10 protein-coding genes and 1 pseudogene are annotated in these 12872 nt (G+C 74.6%); 6 read left to right on the top strand and 5 right to left on the bottom strand.

The features are described from left to right. Window positions 1-2354, top strand: a pseudogene (locus ACIO9K_RS18860) (hypothetical protein); the annotation flags it as partial. 107 nt (window positions 2355-2461) lie between these two features. Then, the gene (locus tag ACIO9K_RS18865; RefSeq protein ID WP_063347784.1) at window positions 2462-3391 is read left to right on the top strand and encodes a hypothetical protein; all 930 of its coding nucleotides are present in this window, start codon (window positions 2462-2464) and stop codon (window positions 3389-3391) included. Window positions 3392-3532: 141 nt separating this feature from the next. On the opposite strand, the gene ACIO9K_RS18870 is transcribed toward ACIO9K_RS18865, so the two are convergent. Together ACIO9K_RS18870 and ACIO9K_RS18875 are read right to left on the bottom strand one after the other, a co-directional pair. Beyond that, window positions 3533-3844, bottom strand: a complete 312-nt coding sequence (locus ACIO9K_RS18870; RefSeq protein WP_363582022.1) for a hypothetical protein — start codon at window positions 3842-3844, stop codon at window positions 3533-3535. Next, on the bottom strand, window positions 3841-4638 hold the full coding sequence (locus tag ACIO9K_RS18875) for an alpha/beta hydrolase (RefSeq protein ID WP_363582020.1): 798 nt from the start codon (window positions 4636-4638) through the stop codon (window positions 3841-3843). Before ACIO9K_RS18875 ends, ACIO9K_RS18870 begins: the two co-directional genes overlap by 4 nt. Window positions 4639-4730: 92 nt before the next feature. Between ACIO9K_RS18875 and ACIO9K_RS18880 the strand changes: the two genes are divergently transcribed. After that, a complete protein-coding gene (locus tag ACIO9K_RS18880; RefSeq protein ID WP_400331205.1) occupies window positions 4731-5735 on the top strand; it encodes an ABC transporter ATP-binding protein in 1005 nt (334 codons plus the stop codon). Between the two features lies 1 nt (window position 5736). Then, a complete protein-coding gene (locus ACIO9K_RS18885; RefSeq protein WP_363619297.1) occupies window positions 5737-6504 on the top strand; it encodes an ABC transporter permease subunit in 768 nt (255 codons plus the stop codon). A 5-nt stretch (window positions 6505-6509) separates the two neighbouring features. On the opposite strand, the gene ACIO9K_RS18890 is transcribed toward ACIO9K_RS18885, so the two are convergent. Continuing rightward, complete coding sequence (locus tag ACIO9K_RS18890) at window positions 6510-6833, bottom strand: ATP/GTP-binding protein (RefSeq protein ID WP_363371918.1); 324 nt, start codon at window positions 6831-6833, stop codon at window positions 6510-6512. A gap of 390 nt (window positions 6834-7223) precedes the next feature. On the opposite strand from ACIO9K_RS18890, the gene ACIO9K_RS18895 reads away from it, so the two are divergent. Then, window positions 7224-8384 (top strand): LLM class flavin-dependent oxidoreductase, encoded by a 1161-nt coding sequence (locus ACIO9K_RS18895; protein ID WP_363619375.1) that lies wholly within the window; start codon window positions 7224-7226, stop codon window positions 8382-8384. Window positions 8385-8668: 284 nt separating this feature from the next. On the opposite strand, the gene ACIO9K_RS18900 is transcribed toward ACIO9K_RS18895, so the two are convergent. Further along, a complete protein-coding gene (locus tag ACIO9K_RS18900; RefSeq protein ID WP_063347790.1) occupies window positions 8669-9061 on the bottom strand; it encodes an SCO5389 family protein in 393 nt (130 codons plus the stop codon). A 480-nt stretch (window positions 9062-9541) separates the two neighbouring features. Between ACIO9K_RS18900 and nucS the strand changes: the two genes are divergently transcribed. Beyond that, window positions 9542-10201: an endonuclease NucS gene (gene nucS / locus ACIO9K_RS18905; RefSeq protein ID WP_280676005.1), complete on the top strand. Its 660-nt coding sequence runs from the start codon at window positions 9542-9544 to the stop codon at window positions 10199-10201. A gap of 4 nt (window positions 10202-10205) precedes the next feature. On the opposite strand, the gene ACIO9K_RS18910 is transcribed toward nucS, so the two are convergent. Continuing rightward, entirely contained in the window at window positions 10206-12596 is a 2391-nt protein-coding gene (locus ACIO9K_RS18910) for an ATP-binding protein (RefSeq protein ID WP_363619298.1), read from the bottom strand. Window positions 12597-12872: the final 276 nt, after the last annotated feature.

Consider the following 12872-nt stretch of genomic DNA (forward strand, 5'->3'; position numbering starts at 1 on the left):
CGTACCGGGCCAAGGCCGAACAGGCCGCCACCGAACTCACCGAACGCACCACCGCCGAGACCACCGAACAGCGCGAGGCGACCGAACAGCACGTCGCCGAGCTGCGCGAACTCGCCGAACGCGAGACCACCGAACTGCGCGAGCTGGCCGAGCGGGAGAGCGCCGAACTGCGCGAACTCGCCGAACGCGAGACCACCGAGCAGCGCACCGCCGCCGAGGCGTACGCCGCCGACGTCCGGGCCAAGGCCGAACAGGCCGCCACCGAACTCACCGAACGCACCACCGCCGAGACCACCGAACAGCGCGAGGCGACCGAACAGCACGTCGCCGCCCAGCGTGCCGAAGCCGAGGAACTGCTGGAGGGCGCCCGGAGCGCCGCCGAGCAGCGCCAGGCCGAGGCCGCCCGGGACGCCAAGGCCGTCCGGGAGAAGGCCGCCGCCGAGCTGGCGTTCGCCGCCGAGCAGGCCGAGACGGTCCGCGCCGAGGCCGGCCGCGAGCTGTCCGAGGCCCGCGCCACCGCCGACAGCATCCGGGCCGAGGCCACCGCCGTCCTGGAGCAGGCCCGGGTCGACGGCGAGGAGCTGGTCGCCGCCGCCCGCGTCGAGGGCGCCGCCCTGGTCGAGGCCGCCGAGGAGGAGGCCGCCGAGGTCCGCCAGTCGGTGGCCGGCATGCACGAGGCCGCCGCCGAGCAGATCGCCGAGCGGAAGGCCGCCGCCAAACGGGAGGCCGCCAAGGTCCGCGACCGGGCCGAGCAGGCCGCCGCCGAACTGCGCGAGCTGGCCGAGCGCGAGACCGCCGAGCAGCGGGCCCTCGCCGACGCCGAGACCACCGCCCTGCGCGAACTCGCCGACGCCGAGACCACCGAGCAGCGGGCCCTCGCCGACCACGAGACCGCCGAACTGCGCGCCCGTACCGACGCCGAGACCACCGCCCTGCGCGAGCTGACCGAACGCGAGCTGGCCGCCGAACGCGAGGCCCACGAGGCCGAGTTGGGCCGTCAGCGCGCCGAGGCCCAGGCCTACGACGAGCACCTGCGGGCGGAGGCCGACGCCGTACTGCACGCGGCCCGGGAGGCCGCCGGGCAGTTGCGCGCGGACGCCGAGGCCCAGGCCGTCCGGACGATGGCCGCCGCCGACGAGCGCTCGGCCGGTCTGGTCGCCGACGCCGAGGAGCTGGCCGCCGCCCTGCGCGCCGAGGCCGAGGAGTACGCGCTCGCCACCCGGACCCTCGCCGACGAGTACGACGCCGCCGCCCACGGCCGCGCCGACGCGTACGACGCGGAGACCCGGGAGGCCGCCGAGCAGTTCGACAAGGCCACCCGCGAGCAGGCCAACTCCGTCCTGGAGAAGGCCTTCGCGGACGCCGAGTCGCTCGGCGAGGACGCCCAGACCACCGCACTGGCCACCACCGCCGCCGCCGAGGAACAGGCGGATGCGATGGTCGCCGCCGCCCGCAAGGAGGCCGACCGGCTGGTCGCCGCCGGCGAGGCGGCCGGCCAGGCCGCGGTGGAGAAGGGCCGGTCCGACGCCGACACGCTGCTCGCCGAGGCCCGCCGGGACTCCACCGCGATCCGCGAGCGCGCCGAGGAGTTGCGCGAGCGCACCGACGCCGAGGTGGAGGCGCTGCACGAGCGCGCCCGCAAGGAGAACGCGGCGGCCATGAAGTCGGCCGGCGAGCGGGTCGACGCCCTGGTGACGGCCGCTCAGGAGCAGCTGACCGAGGCCGAGGAGCAGGCGGTGGCCACCGTCGCCGAGGCCGAGGACCGGGCGGCGGCGCTGGTCGCGGCCGCCGAGGACCGCGCGGGCGAGCTCACCTCGGAGGCGTCCGCGGAGGCCAGCAAGGTCCGGATCTCGGCCGTCCGCAAGGCCGAGGGGCTGCTGAAGGAGGCGGAGACCAAGCTCGCCGACTCCACCAGCCGCGCCGAGGCGCTCATCGTCAAGGCCGAGGCCAAGCTCCAGTCGGCCGAGGCCGAGGCCGAGGAGCGGCTGGAGAACGCCGCCACCGAGGCGGAGAAGCGGCTGCGGGACGCCGACCGCAGCGCGGACGAGCAGGTCGAACTGGCCAAGGCGGAGGCCGAACGGCTGCTCGCCGAAGCGCAGGCCGAGGCGAAGCGGGTCACCGACGAGGGCCGGCGCGAGCTGGACGAACTGGTGCGGCGACGCAAGGACATCAACACCGAGATCTCCAGGGTGCAGGACGTGCTGTCCGCGCTGGAGGCGTTCGAGGCACCGGCACCGGTCGCCCAGACCAACGGGGGAAGCAGCACCAAGAAGGACGGGGGTGCCAAGGCGGGTGCCGGAATTGGTTCCCCCCGGTCGGGCGGCAATCGTTCCAAGAACGCACCACCCGATTGAGCGGACATTGTCCGCGGGACGACGGCATCTCGCCGTCGACACTCCGGTACCGTGTCAGGATTCCCTCAACCACCTCAGCGGTTTGACGACAGGAAGCCCAGAACCCCATGAGCGACAGTCACTCCCCTCACGGCTTCGACCTGGTGCGCCGTGGGTACGAGCGCGCCCAGGTCGACGAGCGGATCACCAAGCTGGTGGCCGACCGTGACAGTGCCCTGACCCGGATCAGCGCGCTCGAGAAGCGCATCGAGGAACTCCACCTGGAGACCCAGACCGCGCAGGCGGCGGTCACCGAGGCGGAGCCCTCGTACGCCGGTCTCGGCGCCCGGGTCGAGAAGATCCTGCGACTGGCCGAGGAGGAGGCCAAGGACCTGCGCGACGAGGCGCACCGCGCCTCCGAGCAGCACCGCGAGCTCGCCGAGGCCGCTGCCCAGCAGGTCCGCACCGAGGCCGAGAACTACGCCAAGGACCGCAAGGCCAAGGCGGAGGACGAGGGTCTGCGGATCGTCGACAAGGCCAAGAGCGACAGCGCCCAGCTGCGCGCCGAGGCCAACAAGGACGCCCAGAACAAGCGCGAGGAGGCGGACGCCCTCTTCGAGGAGACCCGCACCAAGGCCGCCCAGGCCGCGCTGGAGTTCGAGACCAACCTGGCCAAGCGCCGCGAGCAGTCCGAGCGTGACCTGGCCGCCCGTCAGGCCAAGGCCGAGAAGCGCCTGGCCGAGATCGAGCACCGGGCCGAGCAGCTGCGCCTGGAGGCCGAGAAGCTGCGCACCGACGCCGAGCGCCGCGCCCGTCAGACCGTCGAGACGGCGCAGCGCCAGTCCGAGGACATCGTGGCGGACGCCAACGCCAAGGCCGACCGGATCCGCAGCGAGTCCGAGCGCGAGCTGGCGGCGCTCACCAACCGCCGCGACAGCATCAACGCCCAGCTGACCAACGTCCGCGAGATGCTGGCGACGCTGACCGGCGCGGCCGTGGCCGCCGCCTCGCTGCCGGGCGACGACACCATGGGCGTGCCCGCCCAGCAGTCGCGCTGACGCCGCCGCCGGGCGCCGGCGCCCGGTGGTACGTGCGGAACGGACGGCACGTGCGGAACAGCAGGCAGGCCCTCACCCACCCGGGTGAGGGCCTGCCGTCTTTCCACCGTCATCATCTCGGGTGACCTGGGTGAGCGGGCGTCACCTGGGGTAGGCCCCGTCGGGCCGCTGGTGCCCGCTGCTGAGCTGGTTGCCCTCGTCGTCGGAGACGGTGCCGAACCACGAGGTGCACCAGACCGACACCGAGTCCGGCCAGTACTGCACCTCGAACGGGTGGCCGGAACCGTGGTCGCCGTACGAGGTGACGATGAAGGTCTCGCCGGGGCGCAGCCAGTAGTCCTCGCCGAGCGGTTCCAGGGTCAGTTCGACCAGGCCCTCGCCGCGGTTGGTCACGGGCATCCGGCCGGTCACCTCCAGCGCCGAGAAGTCCCAGCCGGTCGCTTCCTCCCTCATCCCGCCGTCACCCGGGCCAGCAGGTCGCGGACGGCGGTGTTGAACGCCTCCGGTGCCTCCAGGGCGCTCAGATGGCCCGCCCCGGGAATGACGGTCAGTTCGGCGTCCGGCCGGGCCCGGAGCATCGGTTCGGCCTCCTCCGGCGCCACCAGGCCGTCCTGCGCGCCCGCGACGACGGCGGTGGGCACCCGCAGCCCGGCCAGCACGTCCAGCGCGTCCGGCCGGGCCGCCATGGCCCGCTGGGCCCAGGCGACGGCGGCCGGCGACGCGGCCGCGACCAGCGACCGCACCCGCTCCACCAGGTGCAGCGAGTCCGGCCCGAGCTGCCCGGCGGCGACCTCCTCGTCGAGCAGTAGCTGGACGCTGCCCCGGGCGGTGACGGCGGCCGCGATCCGCTCCCGGTTGGCCCGGACGGCGTCGGTGTCGGCCGTGGCACGGGTGCTGGCCAGCAGCAGTCCGGCCAACCGGTCCGGGTGGCGGCGGGCGAAGGCCAGCGCCACGTAGCCGCCCATGGAGAGCCCGCCGACCACCGCGCGCTCGATCCCGGCCGCGTCCAGCAGCAGGGCGAGGTCGTCGGCGACCAGGTCCAGCGAGGGTTCGTCGGCCCCCAGCTCGGTGCCGCCGAAGCCGCGCTGGTCCGGGGCGAGCACCCGGGCCTCGTCGCCGGTCAGACCGGGCAGCGCGTCCAGTTGGGCGGACCACATCGAGGCGTTCAACGGAAAGGCGTGCAGCAGCACGAGGGGTGTTCCGGTGCCGCTCTCGCGGACCGACACTGCGGAGGGGGGCTGGGTCATGGGCCCACCGTATTCCGGCACGCCCGGCGGGCCCACTCAGCGGGCCGCGATATCCGCTTTGTCCTAGCCTTACCAAAAGTAAGGGAGCGCGAATGATCGAGTTGCACGACCTGACAAAACGTTACGGCAGGACCCTCGCGGTGGACCGGCTCAGCTTCCAGGTCCCCCAGGGCGTGGTCACCGGCTTCCTCGGCCCCAACGGCGCGGGCAAGTCCACCACGATGCGCATGATCCTCGACCTCGACCGCCCCACCAGCGGCCGGGTCACCATCGACGGCAAGCGCTACGGGCAGCTCAGCGAACCGCTCAAGTACATCGGCGCGCTGCTGGAGGCCAAGGCCGTCCACCCCGGCCGCACCGCCCGCGACCACCTGCTCTGGCTCGCCCAGAGCAACCGCATCCCGACCCGCCGGGTGGACGAGGTGCTCAACCTGGTGGGCCTCGCCCCGGTCGCCCGCAAGCGGGCCCGCGGCTTCTCGCTCGGCATGGGCCAGCGCCTGGGCATCGCCTCCGCACTGCTCGGCGACCCGGAGATCGTCATGTTCGACGAGCCGGTCAACGGACTGGACCCGGAGGGCATCCTCTGGATCCGCAACCTGATGAAGCGGCTCGCCACCGAGGGCCGGACCGTCTTCGTCTCCTCCCACCTGATGAGCGAGATGGCCGTCACCGCCGACCACCTGGTGGTCATCGGCAAGGGCCGGCTGCTCGCCGACCTGCCGATGCCGGAGTTCATCCGGCGCAACTCCCGCTCCGCCGTCCGGCTTCGCACCCCGCACCCCGAGCGCCTGCTCGACGCCCTGTCCGGCGCCGGTCTCCGGTCCGAACCCGGGCCCGGCGGCTCCTACGAGGTGGTCGACGGCGATCTCGCCCGGCTCGGCGACCTGGCCTCGGCCCACGGCGTCGTCCTGCACGAACTCAGCCCGCAACAGGCCTCGTTGGAGGAGGCGTTCATGCAGATGACGGCCGACTCGGTGGAGTACCACGCGGGCGACGGCCCGGGCCGGGACGCGGCCGGCGCACCCGGCGTCTGGGGCGCCGGCTGGAAGGCGGACGGCGCCCCGCGGACCGCGGCGGCCCGGCAGGAGGAGAACTGAGATGACGTCCTTCCCGGCGATCCTGCGCTCCGAGTGGACGAAGATCCGCAGCGTCCGCTCGACGATCTGGACGCTCGCGCTGACCTTCGTCGTCACCGTCGGCATCGGCGCGCTGCTGTCCCTGCTCACCAACAGCAACTTCGGCGAGTTCCGGCGGGGCGACCAGTCCGTCTTCGACGCCACCGGCACGGCCTTCTCCGGCATCATGCTCGGCGAGCTCGCCATCATCGTGTTCGGCGTGCTGGCCATCGGCAACGAGTACAGCACCGGCATGATCCGGGTCACCCTGGCCGCCGTCCCGCAGCGCGGCACCCTGCTCACCGGCAAGGCGGTGGTGCTCGGCACGATGGCCCTGGCGGTCTCGGTGGTGACGGCCTTCGTCACCTTCTTCACCGGCCAGGCGCTGCTCGGCTCGCACTCCACCAGCCTCGACCAACCGCACGTGCTGCGCGCGGTGTTCGGCGCCGCGCTGTACCTGACGATGCTCTGCCTGTTCTCGGCCGGCGTCACCACGATGCTGCACAGCCAGACGCTGGCACTGGGCGTACTGGTCCCGTTCTTCTTCCTGCTCTCGCCGATCCTCTCGGCGGTGCCGAAGGTCAAGACCCTGGCCCACTACTTCCCGGACTACGCGGGGTCGCGGATGCTGCTGGTGTACGAGCAGCACGGCCAGCCGTACGGGCCGTGGGCGGGCTTCGTGATCTGCCTGGCCTGGACGCTCGCCGCCCTGCTCGGCGGCGCGCTGGTGCTCAAGAACCGGGACGCCTGACCGGCTCAGTACCGCGGAGCGCCGCGGCCCCGCAGGACGTTGGAGGCCCGGCGCTCCCGCGCGCCCCAGCAGGCGCGGTGCCAGTGCCGCCGGTCGTCCACGCCCGCGCCGTGCATCGGCCAGGCCACCACGTGGCCCATCCCGGGCGGGATCTCCTGGTCGCAGCCCGGGCACCGGTAGTGCCGCCCGGCCGTCCCGGCGACCGTCTGGACCACCCAGTCGTCGCCCTGGTGGCTCTCGGTGCGGCGCAGCGATCCGCCGAGCGGGGAGGCCTGCTCGGCGCTCCCGCCCGGGTCGGCGCTCTTGATCCGGTTGCGGCGCGGCGACACGTCGGACTACCTCTCTTCCGGGATTTCGGGTCGTTCCAGCCTACGGCCGGCCGCCCCTCCGGCAGGCCACTATCACGGCATCGTCCGACGCTCCCGCGTTTTTGCCGAGATCCACCCGATCTTCGACGAAATCCGGGTTTCCGCGTGCCATTGGCACATGACATCGGATACCCACAAGGGGAACAGGCGGGGCCCGCAGACCCTGCGCGCACCCGAGGAGGCCCCACCATGACCAAGACCAGCGCCCGTGCCGAGACCCGTCGGCCCGTCGGAGTCCGGCCGCCCGCCCCCGGGCCGGTGCTGACCTCGCCCCTCCCGGTCACGGCCGCGGCGGGCGAGCCGCTGCCCGTGCCGCAGCGGGCGGGCGCGCTCCCGCCGGACACCGCGCCGGTGCGGGTCGGCGCGTTCCTGCTGTCCGCGCAGTTCCCCGGGCAGAGCCACCGCGAGGCGCTGGACCGCACCGTCCGGGCCGCCGTCGAGGCCGAACGCGCGGGCCTGGACAGCGTCTGGCTGGCCGAGCACCACTTCGTCCCGTACGGGGTCTGCCCCAACGCCGCCACGCTGGCCGCGCTGCTGCTCGGCCGCACCCGCCGGATCGGCGTCGGCACGGCGGTCAGCGTGCTCTCCACCGCCCACCCGGTGGCGCTCGGCGAGCAGGCCGCGCTGCTGCACCTCACCTCGGACGGGCGCTTCACGCTCGGGGTGGGCCGCGGCGGCCCCTGGATCGACCTGGACGTGTTCGGCGGCGGCGTGGACGCCTTCGAGAACGGCTTCCCGGAGCGGCTGGACCTGCTGCTGCGCTGGCTGCGCGGCTCCCGGGTCGGCGCGGACGGCCCGCAGTTCGCCTTCCCCGAGGTGGCGGTGGTGCCGCGCGCCACCGAACCGGTGCGCCGGTCCGGACTGGGCAGCTGGCTCGGTCTCGGCGAGCGGTCCGGTCCGGTGCGCTTCCCGCGCCAGCGCCAGGACGTCGAGGGCCTCGGCGAGGGCGTCGGTGAGGAACTCGACCCGTCCGGGCGGCCGGTGGCCGGCCCGCCGATGGTGGTCGCGTGCACCTCTCCGAGCGGGGTGCGGCTGGCCGCCGAACGCGGCCTGCCGATGCTGCTCGGCATGCACTCCGGCGACGACGACAAGCTGCGCATGCTGGAGCTGTACCGCAGCGCCTGGCTGGCCGCCGGGCGCGGCGAGGAGCAGCTGCGCCGGGTGAACCGACGGCACGTCGCGGCCGGGGTGGCCCAGGTCGACGACCGCACCTCGGCGGCCCGCGCCACCCTGCTGAACGCCATGCCGGGCTGGTTCGAGTACGGGCTCGGCGCCCACCGCACCGTGGACGGCCGGGAACGCAAGATGCGCGACCCGCGCGAGTACACCGAACTCCTCTGCGACCTGCACGCGGTGGGCACGCCGCGACAGTGCGCCGACCGGCTGCTGGCCACCGCCGAGCGGACCGGCATCCGCCGCTTCGCGCTGCTCGCGGAGGGCAGCGGCGACCGCGAGGCGACCCTGCACAACATCGCCCGGCTCGGCTCCGAGGTGCTGCCGCAGCTGGGGTGAGCCCGGGGGTGGAGCGGCCGGGCCCGGTCCGGGCCGCCGCCCCTCCCCCCGCACCGGGGGACGGGGGCGGCCCGACGACCTTCCGGGCCGCTAGGTCCTATCCGGTCGATCTTGGCGGATCAGCCCGCGGCGTTGGGCGCCCGGCTGGGCGTGCGCCCGGATCGCCCTCGTACTGGGCGTACTTGGGCGATTCGGGCGTGCGTCCAGGCGGGATGTCCGGCGTCGCGGGCCCGGCAAGGTCGGCCGGACAGGACCTAGGGCCCGGCATCGGCGGTGCTGCCGGGTCAGCAGTCCCGCAGTTCCTCGGACTGGTTGAGCAGCTGCTCCCGGACCGAGGTGAAGCGTGCGTGCCGTGCCTCGTTGGCGTCCGACGGCAGGAAGACCGCCACCCGGTGACAGTTCTGGAAGGCCAGCCGCACCCCGAAGTGCCGCTGCAGGGCCCCCCGGATGGCGTCGCTGGCGAGGGCCCGCAGGAGCTGGCCGCGGGCCTGCTCGCTGGGCGGCGGTACCTGGTTGTCGGCGAAGTCGGTACCGTCGACCTTCGCCTGGGCGACCAGCGAGCTGATCAGGTCCCAGGCGTACGGCAGCGAGACGCGGACGCAGTCGACGAATTCCCGCTCGTCGACCTCGCCCCGCTCGGCCTTTTCCAGCAGGGCCGGTGAGACGTCGAGCGACATGGATTCTCCTCTCGCGGTCCACCCGCGCGGCGCCCGGGTGGTCGTGCGTAGTCCAAGCTCACAGTGAGGGTGGGCGGATCGCGCGTGGTGTCCGGAACGCCGTGGAACGGGCGTTTTTGACACCCTGCGAAGGCGGCGGCACCACGGGACGTGACGTCCCGGACACCGACCGCGCTCGGAACAGCGTGGCAGTCAACGGCGGGACGGGCCGGTCATTCCTGTGGATTGCTTCGGAAATACGCGGCGGTGCACCACATTGGCCGGATCCCGTCGGATCGTTCATCTGAAGTCTCCGTCCCCGTTGACAGCGATCCCGCACGCGTGCCGTCACGTACGGTAGCGACCCCAGGACGTGGGCGCCAGACCGCGACGGGCGGTGAGCGGAATTGCCGAGCCTCCATGTTCGCGGGGTTCCCGGTTTCTTCACCCGGTCGTCGTGGAATCGCATCAACTGGCCCCGGTGGGCTAGCGTGGTCGACCGTGCGTCTCGTAATTGCCCGCTGCTCAGTCGACTATGCCGGTCGGCTCTCCGCCCATCTGCCCTCCGCCACCAGGCTCATCCTGGTCAAGGCCGACGGCAGCGTCAGCATCCACGCCGACGACCGCGCCTACAAGCCGCTCAACTGGATGTCCCCACCGTGCGCGCTCAAGGAGGCGGACGGGGTCTGGACGGTGGAGAACAAGGCCGGCGAGAAGCTCATCATCACGCTGGAGGAGGTGCTGCACGACTCCTCCCACGAACTCGGGGTGGACCCGGGCCTGATCAAGGACGGCGTCGAGGCGCACCTCCAGGAGCTGCTCGCGGACCGGATGGAGGTGCTCGGCGCCGGCTGGTCCCTGATCCGCCGCGAGTACCCCACCGCGATCGGCCCGGTCGACATCCTCTGTCGCGACTCGGACGGCGCCACGGTGGCCGTCGAGATCAAGCGCCGCGGCGAGATCGACGGCGTCGAGCAGCTCACCCGCTACCTCGAACTCCTCAACCGGGACCCGCTGTTGGCCCCGGTCAAGGGCATCTTCGCCGCCCAGGAGATCAAGCCCCAGGCCCGCGTGCTGGCCACCGACCGGGGCATCGGCTGCGTGGTGCTGGACTACGACGAGCTGCGCGGCATCGACGACGACAAGCTCAAGCTGTTCTGACCGGTCAGCTCGCGGACGGCGAGGGCGTCGTCGGCGGAGGACTGGACGTCCCGGTCGCGGGGCCCGTGGCGGGCGGCTGGGTGGTCGCGGTCGCCGAGGGCGACGTGGTCGACGGCTTCGGCGGGGGCGGCGTGCTGGCGCCTCCGCCGGGCTGAGTGCCCCCGGAGTTGCCACCGCCACCGCTGCCACCGCCGGTGCCGCCACCACTACCGCCGCCGCTGCCACCCTGCGGCGGGCCGGACTGCTGGGCCGGCGGCTGCGACTGTCCCGGTGCGGGCGGCTGCGACTGCTGCGACTGCTCGGTGGCCCCCGCGGTCTCGCTCGGCCCACGGCTCGGCTTCTTCGACGCGCTCGGCGAGTGCGAGGCGCCACCGCTCGCCGACGGTTCCGGGCTGGTCCCGCCCGCCGCCGCACCGCCCCCCGCGTCCGTCCCCGGCGCCCCCGTGCCCGGCGCCCCCGTACCGGTGGCACCGGCGCCGGCGGTCGGGCCACCGACGTGCGGGGACGGGAGCGGCCCGCCCTGCCCGCCGTCGGGGTCGTCGAGCCGGGTGTGCGGGTCGTTGCCCGGGTGCTGCTCCGGACCGGTGGCGCTCATCGCCACCGCCGTCCCGAGCGCCCCGAGCGCGAGGACGGCCGCCGACGCGGCGATCACCCGACGCCTGGTCCCGGAGCGCAGGCTGGACGGCACCTTGGCTATCGCGCGGATGACAGGCCGCCGCACGGGCGCCGGCCCGGGGGACGCCGCGGGCGGCAGCTGCCGCCCGTCGGCGCGCAGCAGGTCCAGCATCCGGCCGGCTGCCGCGACGCCGCGCTGCTCGCCGGCGGCGGACCGCAGGGTGAGCGCCGTCTCCAGCTCGGCCATCGCCCGGGACGGCTCCCGGACGCAGAACGCGTGCACGCCCGCCTCGTGGTGGAACCAGGCCTGGTCGGTGCCGGAGCCCGTCCGGCGGGCCGCCTCCAGCCCCAGCTCCAGGACCCTCTCCCAGGCGCCCCAGCGCAGCGCCAGCGCCAGCGCGGGCGCGGCCGCCCGGGCCAGGCGCACGACGGCGTCGTGCCGGCCGGCCGCCCGGTCCGCGACCAGCACGCCGACCACCACCTCCGCCTCGGCCGCGACCTGTTCCAGCGACACCGAGCTGTGCCCGACCCACCAGGCGAAGTGCTGGGCTGCGCCGTCCAGGCAGCCGCGGGCCGGCCAGTGCGGGGCGAGCAGGTCCAGCACCCCGGCGGTCAGCCGGTGGTGCCCGCCGATGGACACCGCCAGCCCGGCGTCGGCGAGTTCGGCGAGGGCGCTCTCGCCCTGGCCGACGTCGATCAGCGCGGGCAGGTGCGGCGCGGTGGGACACTCGCCGCCGAGCGCGACGGCGAGCCTCAGGACGGCCTGGGCGGGCTCGCTCAGCCCCTCCGCGAGCCGGACGGCGGGTGAGGCGGTCTCGGCGACGGACGGCAGCGGGACGGTGCGGCGCAGCGCGTTCTCACGGACGGCCGGATCGGGGTCGTGGACGGGCTCCTCGACCGCGCCGAAGACCCCCATCCGGTCCTCCTCGGCGGCGACCAGCGCGTCCACCGCCACGTCCCGCTGGCGCAGCAGCGCGGCGGCCTGGACGAAGCGCAGCGGCAGTCCCTCGGACTCGAACCAGAGGTCGACCGCCCAGGCCTTCTCCTCGACGTCCAGCGGCCGCCCGGCCTGGCGGGCGGCGAGGGCGAGGCAGGCGGAGCGGGAGAGACCGGCGACCAGGTGGTCCTGCAAGCGGGAGCCGGGTGGCGGCGCCGGGCTCCCGGGGGCGGCGGAGATCAGGAAGGCGCAGCCCGGGGCGAGGGCGAGCAGGTCCTCCAGCTCGGCGCCGGACTGCTCCGCGCCGTCGACGACCACGATCGCGCCGACCTCGGCGAGGTGCACGGCCAGCTGGCCCGGGTCGGGCCGGTAGCCGGGGGCGTGGTGGGTGGCCGCGAAGAGGTCCTGGAGCAGGTCGGCGGCGGTGCGGCGGTGCCCGCAGAGCTGGACGACGCCACCGGGGGCGAGGTCGGCGGCGGCCTCGGCGACGGCCGACAGCAGCGCGCTGCGGCCCGAGCCGGCCTGGCCGACCAGGCGTATCGAGCGGCCCTCGGCGAGCAGGCCGAGGAGTTCGGCGACGTCGGCCTCGCGGTCGAGCAGCGGCAGGTCGGCGGGCCCGGCACCGAGGGCGAGCGGGCCGACCGCGCGGCCGACCCCGCCGACCGGGCCCCGGGCGGGCTCGCTGCGCTCGATCCGGCGCGGGCGGGGCCGCCACTCCTCGGGGCAGGGCCTGACCTCGGAGCCGTCCGGGGCGCCGACGCCGACCAGCAGGGCGCCGGAGACGAGTTCGCCGCCTCGGGTGCGGGCGGCCTCCTGCCGGAACTCCCCGGTTGGCTGTGCCACGTTCTGCTCCGCATCCTGCTCGGCCGCCGGCGTCCCGCGCCGGCCGGCTGACGTCTCGGTCGCGGCCGCGCGCGGGCTGGGGGCAGCTGGCTGGGGCGGCCGTCATCTGACGGGCAGACTCTTGCACATCCGGGCCCGCCCGCGCAGGGGCGGCCCGGTCGGGGGCCGGACGACGGCTGATCAGAGCCAGCTCAGGGCCCGGGCGACGGCCGATCAGAGCCAGGTCGGAGCCGGACGAAGAGCGGGCGGGGACCGAACGAAGGCAGGGACCGAACG

It is taken from the genome of Kitasatospora sp. NPDC087271, from assembly GCF_044744605.1.
GTDB lineage: Bacteria > Actinomycetota > Actinomycetes > Streptomycetales > Streptomycetaceae > Kitasatospora.

Coding starts and splice junctions, on each gene's coding strand:
- ACIO9K_RS18865 (WP_063347784.1), top strand. CDS start 2,462: ATGAGCGACAGTCACTCCCCTCACGGCTTCGACCTGGTGCGCCGTGGG.
- ACIO9K_RS18870 (WP_363582022.1), bottom strand. CDS start 3,844: ATGAGGGAGGAAGCGACCGGCTGGGACTTCTCGGCGCTGGAGGTGACC.
- ACIO9K_RS18875 (WP_363582020.1), bottom strand. CDS start 4,638: ATGACCCAGCCCCCCTCCGCAGTGTCGGTCCGCGAGAGCGGCACCGGA.
- ACIO9K_RS18880 (WP_400331205.1), top strand. CDS start 4,731: ATGATCGAGTTGCACGACCTGACAAAACGTTACGGCAGGACCCTCGCG.
- ACIO9K_RS18885 (WP_363619297.1), top strand. CDS start 5,737: ATGACGTCCTTCCCGGCGATCCTGCGCTCCGAGTGGACGAAGATCCGC.
- ACIO9K_RS18900 (WP_063347790.1), bottom strand. CDS start 9,061: ATGTCGCTCGACGTCTCACCGGCCCTGCTGGAAAAGGCCGAGCGGGGC.